Annotated in this window: 17 protein-coding genes; 8 read left to right on the forward strand and 9 right to left on the reverse strand. The window is 43.3% G+C overall.

What is annotated here, in order from left to right; genetic code table 11:
* Position 1: 1 nt before the first annotated feature.
* The gene (locus tag ACZ5O6_RS07415) at positions 2-859 is read right to left on the reverse strand and encodes a sulfite exporter TauE/SafE family protein (protein ID WP_447092356.1); all 858 of its coding nucleotides are present in this window, start codon (positions 857-859) and stop codon (positions 2-4) included.
* 10 nt (positions 860-869) lie between these two features.
* Complete coding sequence (locus tag ACZ5O6_RS07420) at positions 870-2,603, reverse strand: aminotransferase class V-fold PLP-dependent enzyme (RefSeq protein WP_447092355.1); 1,734 nt, start codon at positions 2,601-2,603, stop codon at positions 870-872.
* A gap of 271 nt (positions 2,604-2,874) precedes the next feature.
* Here ACZ5O6_RS07420 and ACZ5O6_RS07425 point away from each other — a divergent pair, with 271 nt between their 5' ends.
* The 4 genes from ACZ5O6_RS07425 to ACZ5O6_RS07440 all read left to right on the forward strand — a co-directional run bounded on the left by ACZ5O6_RS07425 (position 2,875) and on the right by ACZ5O6_RS07440 (position 6,805).
* Positions 2,875-3,321 (forward strand): Lrp/AsnC family transcriptional regulator, encoded by a 447-nt coding sequence (locus tag ACZ5O6_RS07425; protein WP_447092354.1) that lies wholly within the window; start codon positions 2,875-2,877, stop codon positions 3,319-3,321.
* A 172-nt stretch (positions 3,322-3,493) separates the two neighbouring features.
* The gene (locus ACZ5O6_RS07430) at positions 3,494-5,542 is read left to right on the forward strand and encodes a HAMP domain-containing methyl-accepting chemotaxis protein (protein WP_447092353.1); all 2,049 of its coding nucleotides are present in this window, start codon (positions 3,494-3,496) and stop codon (positions 5,540-5,542) included.
* Between the two features lie 224 nt (positions 5,543-5,766).
* Entirely contained in the window at positions 5,767-6,495 is a 729-nt protein-coding gene (locus tag ACZ5O6_RS07435) for an AzlC family ABC transporter permease (protein WP_447092352.1), read from the forward strand.
* A complete protein-coding gene (locus ACZ5O6_RS07440) occupies positions 6,485-6,805 on the forward strand; it encodes an AzlD domain-containing protein (protein ID WP_447092351.1) in 321 nt (106 codons plus the stop codon). The genes ACZ5O6_RS07435 and ACZ5O6_RS07440 overlap by 11 nt, the downstream gene beginning before the upstream one ends.
* A gap of 51 nt (positions 6,806-6,856) precedes the next feature.
* Here the strand turns inward: ACZ5O6_RS07440 and ACZ5O6_RS07445 are convergent, their stop codons facing one another.
* Positions 6,857-8,734 (reverse strand): ABC transporter ATP-binding protein, encoded by a 1,878-nt coding sequence (locus tag ACZ5O6_RS07445; RefSeq protein WP_447092350.1) that lies wholly within the window; start codon positions 8,732-8,734, stop codon positions 6,857-6,859.
* A gap of 111 nt (positions 8,735-8,845) precedes the next feature.
* Here ACZ5O6_RS07445 and ACZ5O6_RS07450 point away from each other — a divergent pair, with 111 nt between their 5' ends.
* The 3 genes from ACZ5O6_RS07450 (at position 8,846) to fdxA (ending at position 12,556) form a co-directional block, all read left to right on the forward strand.
* On the forward strand, positions 8,846-9,325 hold the full coding sequence (locus tag ACZ5O6_RS07450) for a VF530 family protein (protein WP_447092349.1): 480 nt from the start codon (positions 8,846-8,848) through the stop codon (positions 9,323-9,325).
* Positions 9,326-9,392: 67 nt separating this feature from the next.
* Positions 9,393-12,065 carry a DNA mismatch repair protein MutS gene (mutS, locus tag ACZ5O6_RS07455; RefSeq protein ID WP_447092348.1) on the forward strand — a complete coding sequence of 891 codons (2,673 nt, stop codon included), beginning with the start codon at positions 9,393-9,395 and terminating at the stop codon, positions 12,063-12,065.
* A 167-nt stretch (positions 12,066-12,232) separates the two neighbouring features.
* Entirely contained in the window at positions 12,233-12,556 is a 324-nt protein-coding gene (gene fdxA / locus ACZ5O6_RS07460; protein ID WP_447092347.1) for a ferredoxin FdxA, read from the forward strand.
* A 92-nt stretch (positions 12,557-12,648) separates the two neighbouring features.
* Here fdxA and ACZ5O6_RS07465 read toward each other — a convergent pair whose 3' ends face one another.
* The 6 genes from ACZ5O6_RS07465 to ACZ5O6_RS07490 all read right to left on the reverse strand — a co-directional run bounded on the left by ACZ5O6_RS07465 (position 12,649) and on the right by ACZ5O6_RS07490 (position 17,416).
* Positions 12,649-13,251: a peroxiredoxin gene (locus tag ACZ5O6_RS07465; RefSeq protein ID WP_447092346.1), complete on the reverse strand. Its 603-nt coding sequence runs from the start codon at positions 13,249-13,251 to the stop codon at positions 12,649-12,651.
* Between the two features lie 228 nt (positions 13,252-13,479).
* Positions 13,480-14,292: a mechanosensitive ion channel family protein gene (locus ACZ5O6_RS07470; RefSeq protein ID WP_447092345.1), complete on the reverse strand. Its 813-nt coding sequence runs from the start codon at positions 14,290-14,292 to the stop codon at positions 13,480-13,482.
* Positions 14,293-14,373: 81 nt separating this feature from the next.
* The gene (locus ACZ5O6_RS07475) at positions 14,374-15,438 is read right to left on the reverse strand and encodes an OmpA family protein (protein ID WP_447092344.1); all 1,065 of its coding nucleotides are present in this window, start codon (positions 15,436-15,438) and stop codon (positions 14,374-14,376) included.
* Between the two features lie 220 nt (positions 15,439-15,658).
* Entirely contained in the window at positions 15,659-16,477 is an 819-nt protein-coding gene (locus ACZ5O6_RS07480) for an amidohydrolase (RefSeq protein ID WP_447092343.1), read from the reverse strand.
* A gap of 27 nt (positions 16,478-16,504) precedes the next feature.
* Complete coding sequence (grxD, locus tag ACZ5O6_RS07485; protein ID WP_447092342.1) at positions 16,505-16,834, reverse strand: Grx4 family monothiol glutaredoxin; 330 nt, start codon at positions 16,832-16,834, stop codon at positions 16,505-16,507.
* Between the two features lie 399 nt (positions 16,835-17,233).
* Positions 17,234-17,416: a hypothetical protein gene (locus ACZ5O6_RS07490; RefSeq protein WP_447092341.1), complete on the reverse strand. Its 183-nt coding sequence runs from the start codon at positions 17,414-17,416 to the stop codon at positions 17,234-17,236.
* 2 nt (positions 17,417-17,418) lie between these two features.
* Here ACZ5O6_RS07490 and ACZ5O6_RS07495 point away from each other — a divergent pair, with 2 nt between their 5' ends.
* On the forward strand, positions 17,419-18,576 hold the full coding sequence (locus tag ACZ5O6_RS07495; RefSeq protein ID WP_447092340.1) for an acetylornithine transaminase: 1,158 nt from the start codon (positions 17,419-17,421) through the stop codon (positions 18,574-18,576).
* The last annotated feature ends 63 nt before the right edge of the window (positions 18,577-18,639 follow it).

An 18,639-nucleotide genomic window follows, 5' to 3' on the forward strand; every position in this document is an offset into this window, starting at 1 on the left:
TTTAGCCATTTTTAACTAACATTACCGCTGCCATTAGCACCATAATTACCGAAAATATTTTCTGTAATTTTTCACTCGACATACGACGACTTAAAATAATACCTAATCCCATTCCCACCGCACTACCCGCCATTAAAAAAGCCATAAAATTCGTATTGATGATAGGAGTGAACAATAAATATTGATAAAAACCAACACTACTTACCAGCGTAATAATCACTAAAGAGGATGCGACTGCGTGACGCATACTCATTCCCAACAACAGTGTCAGTGCAGGTACAATAACAAAACCACCACCAACACCTAACAAGCCTGAAAGCACACCGGTTAGCGCTGCTGCCACAATGACAGACAACATGGATTTGGCTGAAAACAAAACACCATGCCCCCGATCATTAATATCCTTGTTATCCGAAGAAGCGTTCGCTCTTAATACAGCTTTTCTCGGCGACAATGACTTTTTCCACATCGTGACAGCAATAATGAGTGTTAATCCGCTAAACAGAAGCGTAATAATTAATGAAGGCAACCACTGGCCTAACTGATACCCCAAAGGAGTAAAAGCACTCCCAAATACGGCAAAAAATAAGGTAGGCGGCCAAATAACCAGCCCATGTTTAAAATGATGAAACGCGCCAACCATCGCACTAAAAGCCACCACAGCAAGAGAAATACCTATCGCTTCTGGTAGCTCAAGAGGTAGCAATACCACGAGTAAGGGTACTGCCAGCAAAGACCCACCGGATCCAGTGAGCCCCAACACCAAACCAATTAACACCCCGATAAAGAGCAAGATAAAAGATAACGTTGTAGGTAACGTCATAGAAAGTGCAGATGTAACCCAGGCCCATTCCATCATAAATCGTCCACTATGATCCGTGTGTTAATTTGTTAGGCGAAATATCTTGAGGTAAGGTAAACCAACGTAGCGCTTCCACCTCATTAGATACATCAATACGGTAGTGTTTTTCTGAAGGGTCGCTTTTCTGTAACACCTGCTCACCCGCCGTTAAAAAGTCCGCCAATGCTACCGACGTATAGTGTGTATTATCTTGAGGCAATAAATCCCCAGCAGTAATAGCGAAAATATCATTGAGGTTGGCCGCAAGCGCGACCTTTTTCGCCTGATAACGCCAAACACCACTGCCTTGGTCAAAGTGGTAAGCCGGTAATAAACGCCAACCATGTTCAGCCACTAACTGAATCGCCTTTACGATATAATCAAATGTCTCTTCATCAATAAAATAATTAAAATTAACACGCACCCAACCCGGTCTTAATAGCATATTGCCACCAAGTAATTCTTGCTCTATGGCTTTACTATAAGCCATATCCATACCCAATAAGCTATGACCATAAGGCCCTGCACAAGAGCATCCACCGCGCGCCTGAATACCAAACACATCATTTAGTAATGCAGCAATAAAACCGTAATGTAAATATTTATCGGCGTGCTTAATACGAAAAGAAACAATCGCTAAACGGTCAGCCTCTTGATTTCCCAACACATCAATATTGGGTGATTGCGACCATGCATCCATGGCCTGACGCACAAAGCGCGCTTCTCTTCGTTCAATTTCGCCGGTGCCCACTTGTTGTTGTACCGAAAAAGCTAGCCCCGCCCTAATTGACTCTACAATAGCGGGCGTCCCTCCCTCTTCTCTTCGTTCTATATCATCCGTGAACACATGATCTTCTGGTGTCACATAAACGACCGTGCCGCCACCCGGCATTGCCGGTACGCGATTGCTTAATATCGATTTTTTCACCACGAGTACACCCGGAGTACCTGGCCCACCAACTAATTTATGAGGGGAAATAAATACTGCGTCTTTTGCGTAGTGCTCAACATTACCGCTCGTTATTTGCGGGTTCATATCTATACCAACATAAGGAGCCGCTGCCGCATAATCCCAAAAAGCCAATGCACCCTGCTGTTTCAATAACGCATTAACACGATTAACATGGGTTTTTATACCTGTAACATTAGACGCCGCAGAAAACGTCCCAATGACTAAAGGGCGATCAGAATATTCAGCGAGTGTGTGCTCAAGATAATTGATATCTAAATGCCCCATATCGGTGAGCGGAATAACGACAACATCAACAATCGACTCCCTCCATGGCAACTCATTACTGTGGTGCTCATATCCTCCTAATAAAACGACTGGGCGCTCATGGGGAGGAATACGTTCCAGTAATTCATAGCGGTCATTAAGGTTTGCAGGCAGACGTAAATTAAGCATATCAACGAGCTTGTTAATAGCGGCTGTGGCTCCAGAACCACATAGAATAACTGCATCGTCATCACTGGCATTAACCGCGTCTCGTATCATCTCGCGCGCTTGCTCACGTAAAGCGGTTGTTTGCGCACCGGTATACGATGTTTCGGTGTGAGAATTGGCATAAAAAGGCAACACATGTTCGCGAATATAGTCTTCAATAAAGCCAATACTGCGCCCAGAAGCGGTGTAATCTGCATAAACCAACGGCTTTTTACCAAAACCCGTATCAATATAACGTTCACTGCCAATCACAGATTCTCTAATGCGTTTAATCAGTTGATCACTGGCTTCTTGTGTGTGTTCACTATTGCTTTTCATCTCATTTCTCCTACCCCGATTCACTAGCCACCCTATGCCTGACTATGGTTATGCATTGCCAAACGCGGAATAGGTAAAACTATACTGTGAAGGCCGGCAAATAGTGTCTCTAATAGTGGATAAAATAGAACGCAAATTGAAATAAAATATCTTAAAAACAAATAAAATCGAGAAAAAGTGCTAAACTTGAAAAATAAAAGAAATAATTTCACAAAAAAATGAAAAAATATGACACAAAAAAAACAAGATATTTCAGTATCTGAGGAACATAATGGACAATCAAGACAAGGCAATTCTTAGCCTGGTACAAAAAGATGCCACCCTCTCGGTGGGCGATATTGCAGAAAAAGTTAACATCTCAAAATCCGCCTGCTGGCGACGACTGCAAAAACTAGAAAGTGATGGCGTAATACTCCAGCGCGTTGCCTTGCTTGATCAAAACAAAATCAACCTACCACTCACCGCTTACATATCAGTATGCACCAACCAACATAACGAAGAATGGATTCAGGCCTTACAACGCGTTACCGAATCCATACCGGCTGTATTAGAGGTCTATCGAATGAGCGGGGATTTAGACTACCTCATTAAAGCTGTCGTAAAAGATATGCCAGACTACGACAAACTCTATAAAAAGCTGATAAAAGCTGACTTTTCAGACGTGAGCTGCAGCTTTGTCATGGAAACCATTAAACAAACCACCGAAATGCCAATATAAGCGGCACCATTCCTCAAACGCATAAAAAAACATCACCTCCATAATAAAAAAACTGAACCTTTTTTAGCCAACACACCATCTCTCTTCTACACTTCAATCAGGTGTTATTAAAGCTGCTCGCTAGCCGTTTCATTAGATGCCATTCATCCATCTTTGTATTATGTGAGGCCGTATGTCTTTATCACTTCGTCAAGCACTGCTCGCTGGTTTCGGTATCGTATTAACATTATTTTTAGCGACATCTATATATGTGAACTACGAGACGAGAAACATCCATTCAATTGAAGAACGATTACTCGACGTACGTGTACCCACCGTATTAACAGGCGAAAAATTACTAGATGGCATCGACCTTTCTCTTGCTGGTTTGCGCGGCTATATGATTTTAGGAGGAAGCCCTGCGGGAGCCGATAAATTTAAAACTGAGCGAGCCGCAGGCTGGGAAAAAATAGACCGCATGCTGGTCGATTACGAGCGGCTTTCTACTCAATGGAACAATACCGAAGACCAAGCGCGATTAGATGAAATGAAAGAACTCATCGAAACTTTTCGTCAGGCTCAGCAAGAGGTTGAGGATATTTCTCACACACCCGAAAATATTCAAGCGATCAATGTGTTACTCACCGATGCCGCACCACAAGCAGCAAAAGTAGTCGCGGCTATTTCTGCCATGATAGACATTGAAGAAAATTTATCCGCAACCCCTGAACGTAAAAAAGCACTAAAACTTATGGCCGATAGCCGAGGTTCTTTTGCCTTAGGTTTAGCCAGTATTCGCGCTTACTTACTATCCGGCGATGCGACCTTCAAAGACGAATTCAGCAACAGATGGAAAGTGAACGAAACACGTTTCCAGCAACTGAATCAACAAGCGAACCTATTTGGCGGTGCACAAAATATCGCTTGGAAAAACTATGTCGATGCACGATCTGCATTTACCCCATTACCTGAAAAGATGTTCACCCTGCGTAGCCAAGACGACTGGAATAAAGCCAACTATTACCTAGCAACCAAAGCTGCACCTGCTGCCGGAAAAATTAAAACTTTGTTAAACGAACTCGCCACCTCACAACATCGCCTTAGCGAAGTAGATAAAAAGGCCCTATATGCCGAAGAGGTACGCTTAGAAGTCGTCAGTATTTTGATGTCGGTGATCTCAATTATTATAGGCATAGCCATCGCCTTGTATTTAAGCCATACCATTGCCGCACAATTAAAAATTATGATACGTAATGCGCAAGAAATGGGGGAAGGCAATTTGATTGTACCGACCATCGCGCATGGAAAAATTATAGATTTTAACCATCTAGCAACGGCACTCAACAACACACGTAACAAGCTCACATTATTAGTGAATAAAATTAGTTGCTCTAGCGATAGTCTATATGTGCATTCAGAAAAGCTCCAAAAACTGATTAACGAATCACAGCATGCTGTAGAAAATCAGCAGCAAGAAACCGAAATAATTGCCACTGCCATGAATGAAATGAGCGCAACCGTTAAAGAAGTCGCACAAAATACAACCGAAGCCGCAGAGTCGGCTGAAGAAGCTGACACGGCTACTTGCTCAGGGCATGATGTCGTCGTTGAAACCGTCGACAGCATTAATTCTTTAGCCGGCGCCATCGAAAACGCGGCAGAAACGATCAACCAATTAAGTGAAGAAACCAACGCTGTTGACACCATATTAGTCGCCATCAGCGGCATTGCGGATCAAACTAACCTACTCGCACTTAATGCGGCCATTGAAGCGGCGCGTGCAGGCGAACAAGGCCGAGGGTTTGCGGTAGTGGCCGACGAGGTACGTACACTGGCTGCACGTACCCAAGAATCTACCGGCGAAATACGAACCATGTTGGATCGCTTAAAAACCGGGGCAACTGATGCTGTTGATGTGATGGGGAAAGGCCATAAACAAGCACAATGTAGCGTAGAAAAAGCCGGCATCGCTCGCGAAACATTACACACCATTGCTGATACTGTTAAGGTCATTAAAGATATGAATACTCAGATTGCAACTGCCACCGAAGAGCAGAGTTTTGTCACGGAGGAAATGAGCCGAAACATCACGACCATTAATTCAAGCTCTCATATTATTGTAGAGCAAGCACAAGCCAGTTTATTATCAGCCAATGAAATGGCGAGTATGGCAAGCCAGCTCGCCGAAGGTGTTGCACAATTCACCATCGATAAACAAAATCTAAACTGCGAGAATATGTAAATAAAACAGCGTTCATTCGGCTTATCGCGTAAACGTGTCACCGGGCAAAAAGCAAAACCATCAATTTCTGCAATTGCCCAATGTTTCTCGCGGCTACTGTTTAAACCCTCAATAATAGATGAGACACACTAAGAGAAATATAAACGCTAAATAGCACTTGATTACTGGATAGTTTTACGTATGGTGAATAGGTATTAACACCAGCCATAACAAGATGATCTAACGTGAAATATTCCTTTTTTATGAGCGGCATTCGCCATACACTGCCATTGCTCGTATCCGCTTCACCCTTTGGTTTAATATTTGGCGCACTCGCAGAACCCAGCGGTATTCAATGGCTCACCGCTCTCGCCATGTCTATTTTTGTCTATGCTGGCGCATCGCAATTTATTGCCATTGGTTTACTTGCCGCAGGCGCTCCCATTATTGTTATTTGTCTCACCACATTTGTCGTTAACCTACGCCATTTATTATACGCCGCCGCCTTAAAAGAGGCCGTTGCCCATTTATCATTACCATGGCGATCGCTACTTGCTTTTGGGATCACCGATGAAACTTATGCTGCCGCAGTCAGCCGTTTTGGCAGCCAATTTTCTCATTCACATTTTCATTGGTTTTATTTAGGCTCTTGGCTGTCTATGTACCTTAACTGGATTGCTTGGACAGCCATCGGCATTTGGCTCGGCACAAAAATTCCAAATATAGATAACTGGGGCTTAGAATTCGCTATGGTTGTCACATTTATTGGTATTGTATTTCCATTATTACGCTCACAACCTTTTTGGCTAGCCGCAATAACCGCAGGCACACTAAGTATTACCTGCGCTAACTGGCCTTATCATTTAGGATTATTATTTGCCGCCTCAGCAGGCGTAGCCGTAGGCTATGGTTGGTCGGTCATTAAATATAAAACCATACCTATATCGACCAAGGGTAATACTAATGCACCGTGACTTACTGCTCATCATCGGCATGGTCATTGCGACCTACTCTGTGCGCTGGATACTGTTTGGCTTTGCACAAAAAATTGTTTTCCCCACGTGGTTTACCCTCGCGCTACGCTATGTACCGGTTGCAGTATTAACAGCATTGTTTATACCCATCGTCTTAAAACCTAACGGCGAATTATGGCTGAGTCTATACAACCCTTATTTAATTAGCGCAATTGTGGCGGCAGGTGTTGCTTGGCAATGGAAAAATTTATTACTCACAATTAGCATCGGTTTAGGCCTATTTTTATTCTTACGTTTTTTAGGCGCCTAAGCAGTAAAAATGACCACATGATATCTCATGGGTATACATTCAAACCACCCATCACTGATATGCCTTAGCCTGTAAATTAAATAAGCGTGCATAAACGCCTTTTTCATTCAATAATTGCTGATGATTACCTCGTTCTACAACAACGCCCTTATCAATGACTAAAATTTCATCTGCCATACGTACGGTCGAAAAGCGGTGTGAAATTAACACCACTGTTTTCCCCAGTGCAGCTTCTTTAAACCGATTAAAAATATCAGCTTCAGCCTGAGCATCCATCGCTGCCGTCGGTTCATCTAAGATAAGAATATCGGCTTCTTGTCGCATAAACGCCCGCGATAAAGCTAGCTTTTGCCATTGACCACCCGACAATTCTTGTCCATCTTTAAACCAACGACCGAGTTGCGTATGGTAACCATCGGGTAATCGTTCGACAAAGTCTTCAGCTCCCCCCTTGTTAGCGGCTTGCTGCCAGCAAGCTTCATCATCAAATGCACTTAACTGGCCTACGCCTAAGTTCTCTCCTACAGTAAATTGATAACGTAAGAAATCTTGAAAAATAACACCAATATGTGCGCGTAAGGCCTCACTATCCCATTCGTTCAAATCAGTGCCGTCTAACAAAATACGCCCCGAACTGGGCTGATATAAACGGCTCATTAATTTAATAAGCGTTGTTTTGCCCGAACCATTTTCACCCACTATCGCCAAGCTATGTCCTGCTGGTAAATGAAACGATACAGACGCTAGCGCCAACTGCGATGCTCCGTTATAAGAAAAACTCACATTCTCAAAACGAATACCATCATCGGGCTGGCACCCCTGCGTTTTACCACCAATAAATTCCTCACCCGGTTGCTCTAGGTATTCATAAAGATTAGAAACATATAAATTATCTTCATACATTCCACTTATCGATTGTAAACTCGCAGTAATCGCACTCTGGCCTTGTTTAAATACCACCAAATACATTGTCATGGCACCAAGTGTAATCACGCCCATAACCGTTTCAACAATCACCCAAAGATAAGCCGCATAAAATGTAATACTGGCGATAATGCTCATCACAAAACCCCAACCATCACGACGCAATGTTAACGAACGGTCTTCGTGATAAAGACCATCAAAAATAGTCTTATAGCGATTTAAGAATAAACCACCTAAACCAAACAGCTTAACCTCTTTAACAGAGTCTTCTCTGGCGAGTAACGTCTCTAAATAATTTTGCTTACGTGATTCAGGCGAACGCCAACGAAATAAACGAAAGGCTTGACCTGAAAACTTGGCCTCAGCTAGAAATCCCGGCAGTGCCGCTAAGACCAGCATCACAATGACCCAAGGAGAAAACTGCCACAACAGCACCGAAAAACCGGATAACGCAATAGCGTTTTGTAAAAGGCCAAAGGTTTTATTCACCAGCGACAAAGGACGGGTCGACGCCTCTCGACGTGCGCGCACTAACTTATCGTAAAATTCAGAATCTTCGAACTGAGACAAACTAAGCGTTTGCGCTTTTTCCAAAATCATCACATTAACGCGATGCCCTAGTAAAGCGCGCAGCAAAGATTGCACGGCAGAGATCGCCCGCTGTACACCCACCAACCCTATAACCAATAAGGCTTCGACTAGCAGCAGCCAAAGTAATAATGTGGTTTGTTCACCCGCAAACTGCTGTGATACTTGATAATAGCTACTGCTAAGGATGACCTGATCCACAATCAATTTACCAAAATAAGCAATCGAGGCAGGCAGCAGACCCGCGACAACAGTAAGCCCCGCCAATAAATAGGTTAGATGCGGTGATGTTTGCCAAACCAAAACCATCGCACGGCGACTGTAGGAAAAGACACCTAAAAATTGCTGTAAAAGGTTTTTAGGCGGTTGAGTTGATTCTAAGCTATTAAGGAAAATTCGCACGATAGGTTTACTCATCTACATTCATTTCACGAGTGTAAACTAATGGTTAGAAAACACCTACTGCACTGAACCCATATAGCGTTATAATTGCTTGCTAAGGTAACAACCTATCACTCAAAGGCCGGTATGACTGACAACAGCGACATCAATTACAAAAGCAACCCATTACATGGGCTTAGTTTAAAAAACTTACTGGTAGAGCTCGTTGATCATTACGGCTTCGAGATCCTTTATGCCTATCTTAAAATTAACTGTTTTAAGACTAACCCCAGTATCGAATCGAGTATTAAATTTCTGAAAAAAACCGATTGGGCAAGAGAGAAGGTAGAAGGCTTTTATCTTTACCAATATAAAAGCCTTCCCAAAGCATCAAATGAGCAGTTCGAGCTAGCCCCTAGAGACCGCGTCATACCTGAAGGGCAAATTCCGGGTGAACCCGCCGAACTCAATCTAGAAGACGCCGCTCGTTTACAAGAAAAACGGGCAAAAAAAGCGGCTGACTACGGCCGAAATACCACGAAACCACACACTCAAAAATCACACCACAACAAGACAATGAACAAAGAAAATACCGACAATGACGACCCTTGGGCAAAATGGCGATAGAGGCATCGCTTTATCTCAATTTCACATTAATTAAAAAACATTCTCAGGCAATATAAGTAACACATTTATGAGCACTAGTACCCAACAACACACCCCCATGATGCAACAATATCTAACGATTAAGGCAGAGCATCCTCACGAAGTGGTGTTCTACCGAATGGGTGATTTTTATGAGCTATTTTTTGATGACGCAAAACGCGTATCACAAATTTTAGATATCACCCTAACCGCACGAGGGAAGTCAGGCGGAGAGCCTATTCCTATGGCGGGTATCCCCTACCACGCGGCCGATGGTTATTTAGCGAAGCTAGTGCAAGCAGGTGAGTCGGTCGCTATTTGCGAACAAGTGGGTGACCCTGCCACGAGTAAAGGGCCTGTTGAGCGCAAAGTCATGCGTATTGTTACTCCAGGCACAGTAACTGACGAAGCGCTACTCAACGCCAAACACGACAATTTATTGGTCGCGATTAATATCGAAAACAATGGTTCGGAAAATACCTACGGTATTGCTTCATTGGATGTGGGCAGTGGTCGCTTTTACGTTTTAGAAGTAGAGTCAGAAGAAGCGCTAGTGGCAGAGCTTCAACGCTTAAACCCTGCCGAACTACTATTAAACCAATCGCTAGAAAATACGAGCATTGGCTCACAAAACCGAGGCGTTCGTTATCGCGCACCGTGGGAGTTTGACATTGATACTGCACAGCGATTGCTATGTGAGCAGTTTGGCACCCGAGACTTGATCGCCTTTGGTTGTGAGGAACTGCCAACCGCCAAAGGTGCTGCGGGTTGTGTGATGGCCTATGTACAAGAAACTCAGCGAACCGCTTTACCTCATATCTGCCGATTACAACGAGAAAACCGACATGACGCCGTATTGATGGATGCATCAACACGACGCAATCTAGAATTATGTACAAACCTATCGGGTGGTGAAGATAACACGCTCTTTTCCATTTTAAACACCTGCGCAACTACCATGGGTAGCCGACAGCTATCGCGCTGGATTAACCGTCCACTCACCCAACAAGACACACTCATTCAACGGCAACATGCTATTGGACAGTTACTCAGTCATTACCGTTTTGAACCCATGCACGACACCCTGCAAGCAATTGGTGATTTAGAACGTATTTTGGGTCGTGTCGCTTTACGCTCTGCCCGACCAAGAGACCTATCTCGCCTCTGTATATCCTTGGCCACTTACCCTCACCTCCAAGAACAGTTATCGACACTTACAGCAGACAACGGAAGTTCTTTGCTCGCACAACTTAGCCAGTCAATCAGCACCTTTCCAACGATTGTGGCCTTATTAGATAAAGCCATTATTGAAAATCCACCTGTCGTTATTCGTGATGGCGGTGTGATTGCTGAAGGCTATGACGATGAACTCGATGAGTTACGCAATATTAGTAGTCATGCGGGGCAATTTTTAATTGACTTGGAAAACCAAGAAAAAGAACGTACGGGTATATCGACGCTTAAAGTAGGCTATAACCGTGTGCATGGTTATTATATTGAAATTAGCCGCGCACAATCTGAGAAAGCCCCTGCCGAATATATTCGCCGTCAAACGCTTAAAAATGCAGAACGCTTTATTACGCCAGAATTAAAAACCTTTGAAGACAAAGCACTCTCCGCTAAAAGCCGTGCTCTTAGCCGAGAAAAAGCACTATATGATGCTATTATTGAAACGCTCAATGAGCATCTATTTGCCCTACAAACATCGGCCGCTGGCGTGGCTGAGCTTGATGTACTGACCACACTCGCAGAACGTGCAGACCGCCTACAATTTACTTGCCCCACACTAACCACAGCAGAAACCAACACCATTAATATAGAGCAAGGCCGGCACCCGGTAGTAGAAGAAGTGCTCGCGGGCACCGCGCCCTTTGTGCCCAATGATGTCAGCCTACATCAGCAACGGCGCATGCTAATTATTACCGGCCCTAATATGGGGGGTAAATCGACGTATATGCGACAAACCGCCCTAATTACATTGCTGGCTCACATAGGCAGTTATGTGCCTGCGAAAAGCGCCTCCATTAGTATTGTTGACCGAATATTTACACGTATAGGTTCATCGGATGATCTTGCCGGTGGACGCTCCACCTTTATGGTAGAGATGACAGAAACCGCAAATATCTTACAAAATGCCACACAAAACAGTCTGGTATTAATGGATGAAATTGGTCGAGGCACGAGTACATTTGATGGCTTATCGCTGGCTTGGGCTTGTGCGCACCATCTTGCAAACAGCATTCAAGCATTGTGCTTATTTGCCACCCATTACTTTGAAATTACGAGCTTACCGGAGTCTGTCGACGGAGTGGCTAACATTCATCTATCTGCGACCGAGCACAACGACAACATTGTTTTCTTACACCGCATCGAAGAAGGCGCTGCTAATCAAAGTTATGGTTTACAAGTCGCTAAACTGGCTGGAATTCCTCACATTGTTGTGGCACAAGCCAAGCAACAACTCGCTCTTTTAGAAAGTGGCCAGCACCCACACAGTATTGCCGCTGATAGCCAATTACATTTATCGGTTAATGACGGCAGCACGGTAGAGCAGCAAAACACACCATCGCAAACAGCCGAAAGCTCGACACCGTTACAAGATGATTTTTTTGCGCAAACACCACACCCTGCGATTGATATGCTCTCATCGATTAACCCTGATGATCTTTCACCAAGGGAAGCGCTTAATATTCTATTCGATTTAAAAAACACAATGCGGTAGTCACTACTTTTTAAACCTAGAGGGTAACTGATCTAGCTATAACGACGAACAGATTGGTTCTAAACAATTGACGAGAAAAGATTTCACTACATAGCAAAAAGCGATAGAATACCGCGCATATTTGTCTTACATCATTTTTTTAACAGAACGTTAGGAGCTCTACCACCATGACATTTGTTGTTGGGGAAAACTGTATTAAATGTAAACACACCGACTGTGTTGAAGTTTGTCCGGTCGATTGTTTTTATGAGGGTCCTAATTTTCTAGTCATACATCCTGACGAATGCATTGACTGCGCGCTTTGCGAGCCAGAATGTCCTGCTGACGCTATCTTCTCGGAAGATGAACTGCCTGAGGGTCAAGAAGTCTTTCTGGAACTTAATGCTGAACTTGCAGAAGTGTGGCCAAATATTACAGAAATGAAAGATGCACCGGCTGATGCTGAAGAGTGGGACGGTGTAGAAGGTAAGCTAGAGCACCTAGAACGTTAATATACGTTTACAATAAACCATAAAAAAAGCCGCTAGATAGCGGCTTTTTTTATGGTTAGCGTGCCAACCAGTGGCACGCGGACAGACACAGCTTATAGCGTATCTGCATTATCACTAAGGTAAGAAGCAACACCGTCAGGATTCGCTGTCATACCTTGATCACCTTCTTTCCAGCCTGCGGGGCACACTTCACCATGCTGCTGGTGGAATGCTAAGGCGTCAATCATACGCAACATTTCATCAACATTACGACCTAACGGCAAGTCATTCACAACTTGATGACGTACTTGACCGTCTTCGTCAATTAAGAAAGAACCACGATAAGCCACTCCACCCTCTGACTCAACATCATAAGCCTGACAGATCTCATGTTTCATATCAGCAACTAGGGTATATTTTACTTCGCCAATACCACCCTCATTCACCGGTGTGTTGCGCCATGCATTGTGCGTCCAATGACTATCGATAGAAACGCCGATTACTTCAACATCGCGCTTCTCAAATTCAGCCATGCGGTTATCAAATGCCAATAGCTCTGAAGGGCAAACAAAAGTGAAATCTAGCGGGTAGAAAAAAACGACCGCTTTTTTACCTTTAGTCGCTTCGGCAAAATTGAAGCCTTCGTTAATTTCACCTGATCCTAATACTGCAGGTGCGGTAAAGTCTGGTGCAGGTTTGCCAACAAGAACAGCCATGTTTATCTCCTAAAATATAATGATGTATGAGTAGTCATACATATAAAAAATGAACGGGCTTACGCCCAAAATGGACATCGAATAATAAGGCTTTGCTGAGCAAAAGCCTATAGATTCTATTTATGGTATCAATAGCTATTATTAAGCGACCGATACCCTTGTTACTATTGATCGGATTGTATATTGCCATGGCTGTCATACACCCATTTGGGCAACAGTAAACAACACCTATGCTTTTGTAACATTCACATCCATAGTTGGATAAGGAATACCAATACCCACTTCTTGGAAGCGTGCGTTAATTTTTTCGTTCAAATCAAATTTTACACCCCAATAATCGGCAGCGTTTACCCAAGGACGGAAAACTAAATTGATCGAAGAATCTGCAAGTTCTGCCACTGCAATCGTCACGTCTTTATCTTTCAAAATACGCTCGTCAGCGGCAGCTAATGCTTTAAGTTCATTCTTAACTTGTTCAATATTGGAATCGTATGCAACACCAACCACAAGATCCACTCGACGTGTCGCTTCTATTGAGTAATTAGTAATATTACCACCAGACACATCAGCATTAGCAATGATGACTGTTTTGTTATCACCGGTCAGTAATGTGGTGCAAAAAATTGAAATATTAGACACGCTACCCGATACACCGGCCACTTCAACAAAATCACCCACACGAATAGGACGGAAAAGAATCAACAATACACCCGCAGCAAAATTAGCCAACGAGCCCTGTAAAGCCAAACCTACAGCTAAACCGGCAGCACCCACAATAGCGACAAACGATGCTGTTTGGATACCCAACTGACCTAATGCCGCAATAATAACTACGATTAATAAAATGTAATAAACAATATTATTAACAAATTGCGACAATGTTGAGTCAACGCCTTTTTTATCTAAACCCTTAGCGACAAGCCCTGCTAGCATTTTTGCAATCCATTTACCGACAAGGTATACGACAATTGCCATTACAAATTTAATACCATAGACCACGGCATATTCGCTCACTACCGGCATAATTTCTTCAATATTCATTGTGTTCTCCATTATTGTTTTTAAAAAGTGGAGCCAAGCGCTATCAACACTTGGCCCTTAACGATATACCAAAAAACTTTACTACTTCACATCAACCTGTAGTGTTTCTTCGACTTCTACTGTGATTGATGCCTCTACACGACGATTGTCTGCACGACCTTCCGCTGTATCATTGCTGGCAATAGGCTGAGACTCACCATAACCAATAGCGGATAAACGGCTGCCTTCAATGCCATAATTAGCACTTAATAAACGTACGACTTCATTAACACGACGTTGCGATAATGATTGATTATATTCAGCAGAACCGATTGAATCTGTATGCCCGCCAATAACGGCTGTTGCGCTAGGGTATTGCTTCATGAAATCAGCCAAACGTCCAATTTCAGGTATATAAGTCGCTTGCACTGTATCTGAATTCGATGCGAACTCAACATTTAAAGTGACCTTATCCGTCGACACTGAATTTTTAACACAGCGATCGGCATTAACAACACCACCGGCACTACGACAACGATCAGCAAAAGAAGGCAACTCAGGCTCAACAAATGCGACTGTTTTAATAGGCTCAGGCTCAGGTTTACTGGTATTACCTAAGAAAATTTGTAAGGCTAAACCAAGATAAGCATCAGCCCCTTTAGTATCACCAACACCACGTAAATAACGTGCATCGCCACGCAACGCAATACGATCCGTGAAGTGATATCGCGCACCAAAACCGGCACTAATCGCGCCTTCGTCATCAACGACTGTCGCATTATTACCAAATTCAGTACTTGCGGCACCTAGAGCAATATAAGGACTAAAATTACCCACATCGCCAATATCGTAAAGCATTTCTAAACGATACTGACGTAAATCACCAATATCGGCGCCCGCTTTTGTTTCAGCGTCACCACTGGCATACACAAATTCAACCATATAAGGATCAACGAAACGATAGCCTATACCAAAGCCCACTATGGTGTCTGAATCAACATCTCGGCCATCATCAAGGTTTAAGTTACCAATCATCGGGGTGAATGTAAGACCACCTGAACGCTCATCTTCAAGCGTTGGGTATGTAAAGCTGTCTGCAGATACGGCTAAAGCAACTGACATAGACACTATGCCAACAGACAAGCCTTTTAGAAAAGAATGTTTCATAATTATATCCCCATTAATAAGGTTGTAAATTTGAGAGATGGCTTAAGCATCTTAGTGTTACCGACAGTACAACATCAGTACTGTACGGCATCCCAGAGAAGTTTCTGGCCATCGGGTATATGTTTTTCTAATTAATTTTTTAAACCAATACGTTGCTTCTATTATTATGAAAGCCCTAGCTGGCATCGCCTACAAGGCGTCGTTTACTCACCTTATAAAATTATAATTGTAAATCAAACGCATCAGCATCTTGAGCAACAGGAAAATTTTGTCTCGCCAGTTCTAAATGATCCATAGACCATTGTGAAGACAGAATACACTCATGACCGTCTCCACCGTCCGCAAGCAAATGTCCCTGATAGTCAACAAGCATAGAATCGCCATTATATACCAAGCCGTTTCCATCCTTACCCACACGATTACTTCCGATCACATAAGCTTGATTTTCAATGGCTCTTGCCTGTAACAATGTTCGCCATGCATGCCGACGGCTTGCTGGCCAATTGGCTACACAGATCATCGCATCATAATCTTGTTGATTACGGCAAAATACCGGAAAGCGTAGGTCATAGCAGATGCTCAACAATAAACGCCAGCCTTTGTAATCGATAATTCGACGCTCAGTCCCGGCGGTGTAACGCTTATGTTCGCCCGCTACAGCAAATAAATGTCTCTTATCATAGTAAGACACCTGCCCCTCTGGCGTCACAAACAATAAGCGATTGACAAAATTGCCGTTTTTTATCGGGTACGCCACACTCCCCGTTATCGCCGCATCGTGATGTTTAGCTAATCGCTTCATCCATTGCAGCGCATTGCCATCATTACCACAGCTATCGACCGATTCAGGCTTTTGCGTAAAGCCTGAAGTAAACATTTCAGGCAGCACAATGAGGTGAGTATTTTGTGGCACTAACTTCATTAGGTTAGCGAGGTGTATGAGATTTTTTTCAGGTGCCAACCACATAACATCAGGCTGAATAACCGCAACACACAAGTTGCGCAATGGCGACTCATTCAACGACACCTTGTTATTCATAAAAGTCGTACTCACCAAAACGGAGACTTATTCGTTCTCTTCTGCAGGCACCGCTTCATTCAACAGAGTTTGCAATTCACCTTTTTCATGCATTTCAGTAATAATGTCACAACCACCAATAAGCTCACCATTCACCCATAATTGAGGAAAGGTTGGCCAATTGGCATAAGTAGGTAAGTTAGAGCGCACATCAGGATTGGTCAGTACATCAACAAAAGCAAAGCGTTTACCACACGCCATTATGGCTTGCGACGTACGCATAGAAAAACCACACTGCGGTGCATTAGGCGAACCTTTCATATACAAAATCACCGGATTTGATTCAATTTGTTGCTTAATGGTATCCATAATTTCCATAAGAGATAACGCCTCATAAATAGATAAAAAATAAGTCACTAATTTTATGGCTATTTGACCGTGATAAAATAGCCTACAGCTCGATACAAAAGCTTCAATTTTAGCAAGAGAGTAAATAACGGCGCATATTCTAGCGTATTCACACATCGATGTGGTTAAATTTGTCTTGTATCGAATACTTACTTCTTAAATAGCCCCCTATCCACCGTCGAATTCAAAGCAATAACGACGTAATTACCACGTAGCCCTCGACTCTAACTAGCCCTTACTAGGCATTGCATATTATTAATGTCCGTTCACTCACAGTATTTACTACTTTTTTATCGATATTAGGCAGACATTCCCCTTTATATCACTGTAAAAGCAGCGAAAACCTCACAACTTGCTAAAATAAATAACTTACAGGATAATGTTAGACAAACAGGCAGCATTCCACTGCCTGTTTTTTGTTTTATGCGTTTTAATTTGTGGGGAAACAACAGTATTCACCATAATACGGGTCATACAGTGATCCGATAGACACAAACGAACTTGATACACCTCATTCACAAACAAAATAATCACCCATACAAAAGTAAACACTTATGACCTCTGCATTGATGAACACTTATGGCAATCGCGCACTCACCCTAACAAGAGGTAAGGCTTGTCACGTATGGGATACAGAAAACAAACAATATCTTGATGTGCTTTCGGGGATTGCGGTATGCGGACTAGGACATTGCCACCCTAATGTAACGCAAGCCATCACTGAGCAAGCGCAACAACTATTACACACATCAAACCTGTATAACCTTCCGCCCCAACAACAAGCGGCTGAACTATTGTGTGAGTTGAGCGGTATGGAGAAAGTATTTTTCTCCAATTCAGGTGCTGAAGCCAATGAAGCGGCAATCAAAATAGCCCGTAAGTTTGGACATGAGAAGAACATCGCTACACCAACAATTATCACGACAACCAATAGTTTTCATGGCCGTACAATGGCAACACTGAGTGCTACAGGCAACGACAAAGTGAAGCACGGCTTCGCACCTTTGGTTGCAGGTTTTTTGGAAGTCCCCTATAACGATATTCCCGCCATCATCAATCAACAGGGCAATAATAATATTGTTGCGATCATGGTTGAGCCCATACAAGGTGAAGGGGGTATTCGTATTCCTGATGCAGACTACTTGCCGCAACTCAGAAGAATCTGTGACGAACAAGGCTGGCTACTTATTCTTGATGAAATTCAAACAGGTAATGGACGTACGGGGGAGTATTACGCCTTTCAACACCACAATATAATGCCGGATGTTCTAACCACCGCTAAAGGGCTAGGCAATGGCATGCCTGTAGGCGCTTGCTTAACGCGAGGAGATGCCGCGTCAATCTTACAGCCAGGAAACCACGGCTCAACCTATGGTGGCAACCCTGTCGCTTGCGCAGCAGTTAACGCAGTACTCAACACACTGAAAGACCATCAATTGTGCCAACAAGCAAAGCAACGAGGCCAGTACTTTTTTGACAGCTTACAAAAGGCATTGGCAACGAAAACATGCATCACCGAAATACGTCACCAAGGGCTCATGATAGGTATTCAATTAGATCACTCATGCGCTGAACTCGTTGGTCAAGCAGCCGAGCATGGTCTGCTCATTAATGTTACAGCGGGCAATGTTATCAGGCTGTTACCACCGCTTATTATTTCTGAAAAAGAAATTGATCAAGCGATCGAAATACTCGCAACTATTATTAAATAACCATACTAATGTAGACACTGAAGCAAAATATCCTTTGCTCACTTCTATTACAGAAAAGATACC

Source organism: Eionea flava, assembly GCF_055393785.1.

Coding starts and splice junctions, on each gene's coding strand:
- ACZ5O6_RS07420 (WP_447092355.1), bottom strand. CDS start 2,603: ATGAAAAGCAATAGTGAACACACACAAGAAGCCAGTGATCAACTGATT.
- ACZ5O6_RS07450 (WP_447092349.1), top strand. CDS start 8,846: ATGACTGACAACAGCGACATCAATTACAAAAGCAACCCATTACATGGG.
- ACZ5O6_RS07475 (WP_447092344.1), bottom strand. CDS start 15,438: ATGAAACATTCTTTTCTAAAAGGCTTGTCTGTTGGCATAGTGTCTATG.
- ACZ5O6_RS07445 (WP_447092350.1), bottom strand. CDS start 8,734: ATGAGTAAACCTATCGTGCGAATTTTCCTTAATAGCTTAGAATCAACT.
- ACZ5O6_RS07415 (WP_447092356.1), bottom strand. CDS start 859: ATGATGGAATGGGCCTGGGTTACATCTGCACTTTCTATGACGTTACCT.
- ACZ5O6_RS07470 (WP_447092345.1), bottom strand. CDS start 14,292: ATGAATATTGAAGAAATTATGCCGGTAGTGAGCGAATATGCCGTGGTC.
- ACZ5O6_RS07440 (WP_447092351.1), top strand. CDS start 6,485: ATGCACCGTGACTTACTGCTCATCATCGGCATGGTCATTGCGACCTAC.
- ACZ5O6_RS07425 (WP_447092354.1), top strand. CDS start 2,875: ATGGACAATCAAGACAAGGCAATTCTTAGCCTGGTACAAAAAGATGCC.
- grxD (WP_447092342.1), bottom strand. CDS start 16,834: ATGGAAATTATGGATACCATTAAGCAACAAATTGAATCAAATCCGGTG.
- ACZ5O6_RS07495 (WP_447092340.1), top strand. CDS start 17,419: ATGACCTCTGCATTGATGAACACTTATGGCAATCGCGCACTCACCCTA.
- ACZ5O6_RS07430 (WP_447092353.1), top strand. CDS start 3,494: ATGTCTTTATCACTTCGTCAAGCACTGCTCGCTGGTTTCGGTATCGTA.
- ACZ5O6_RS07480 (WP_447092343.1), bottom strand. CDS start 16,477: ATGAATAACAAGGTGTCGTTGAATGAGTCGCCATTGCGCAACTTGTGT.
- fdxA (WP_447092347.1), top strand. CDS start 12,233: ATGACATTTGTTGTTGGGGAAAACTGTATTAAATGTAAACACACCGAC.
- ACZ5O6_RS07465 (WP_447092346.1), bottom strand. CDS start 13,251: ATGGCTGTTCTTGTTGGCAAACCTGCACCAGACTTTACCGCACCTGCA.
- mutS (WP_447092348.1), top strand. CDS start 9,393: ATGAGCACTAGTACCCAACAACACACCCCCATGATGCAACAATATCTA.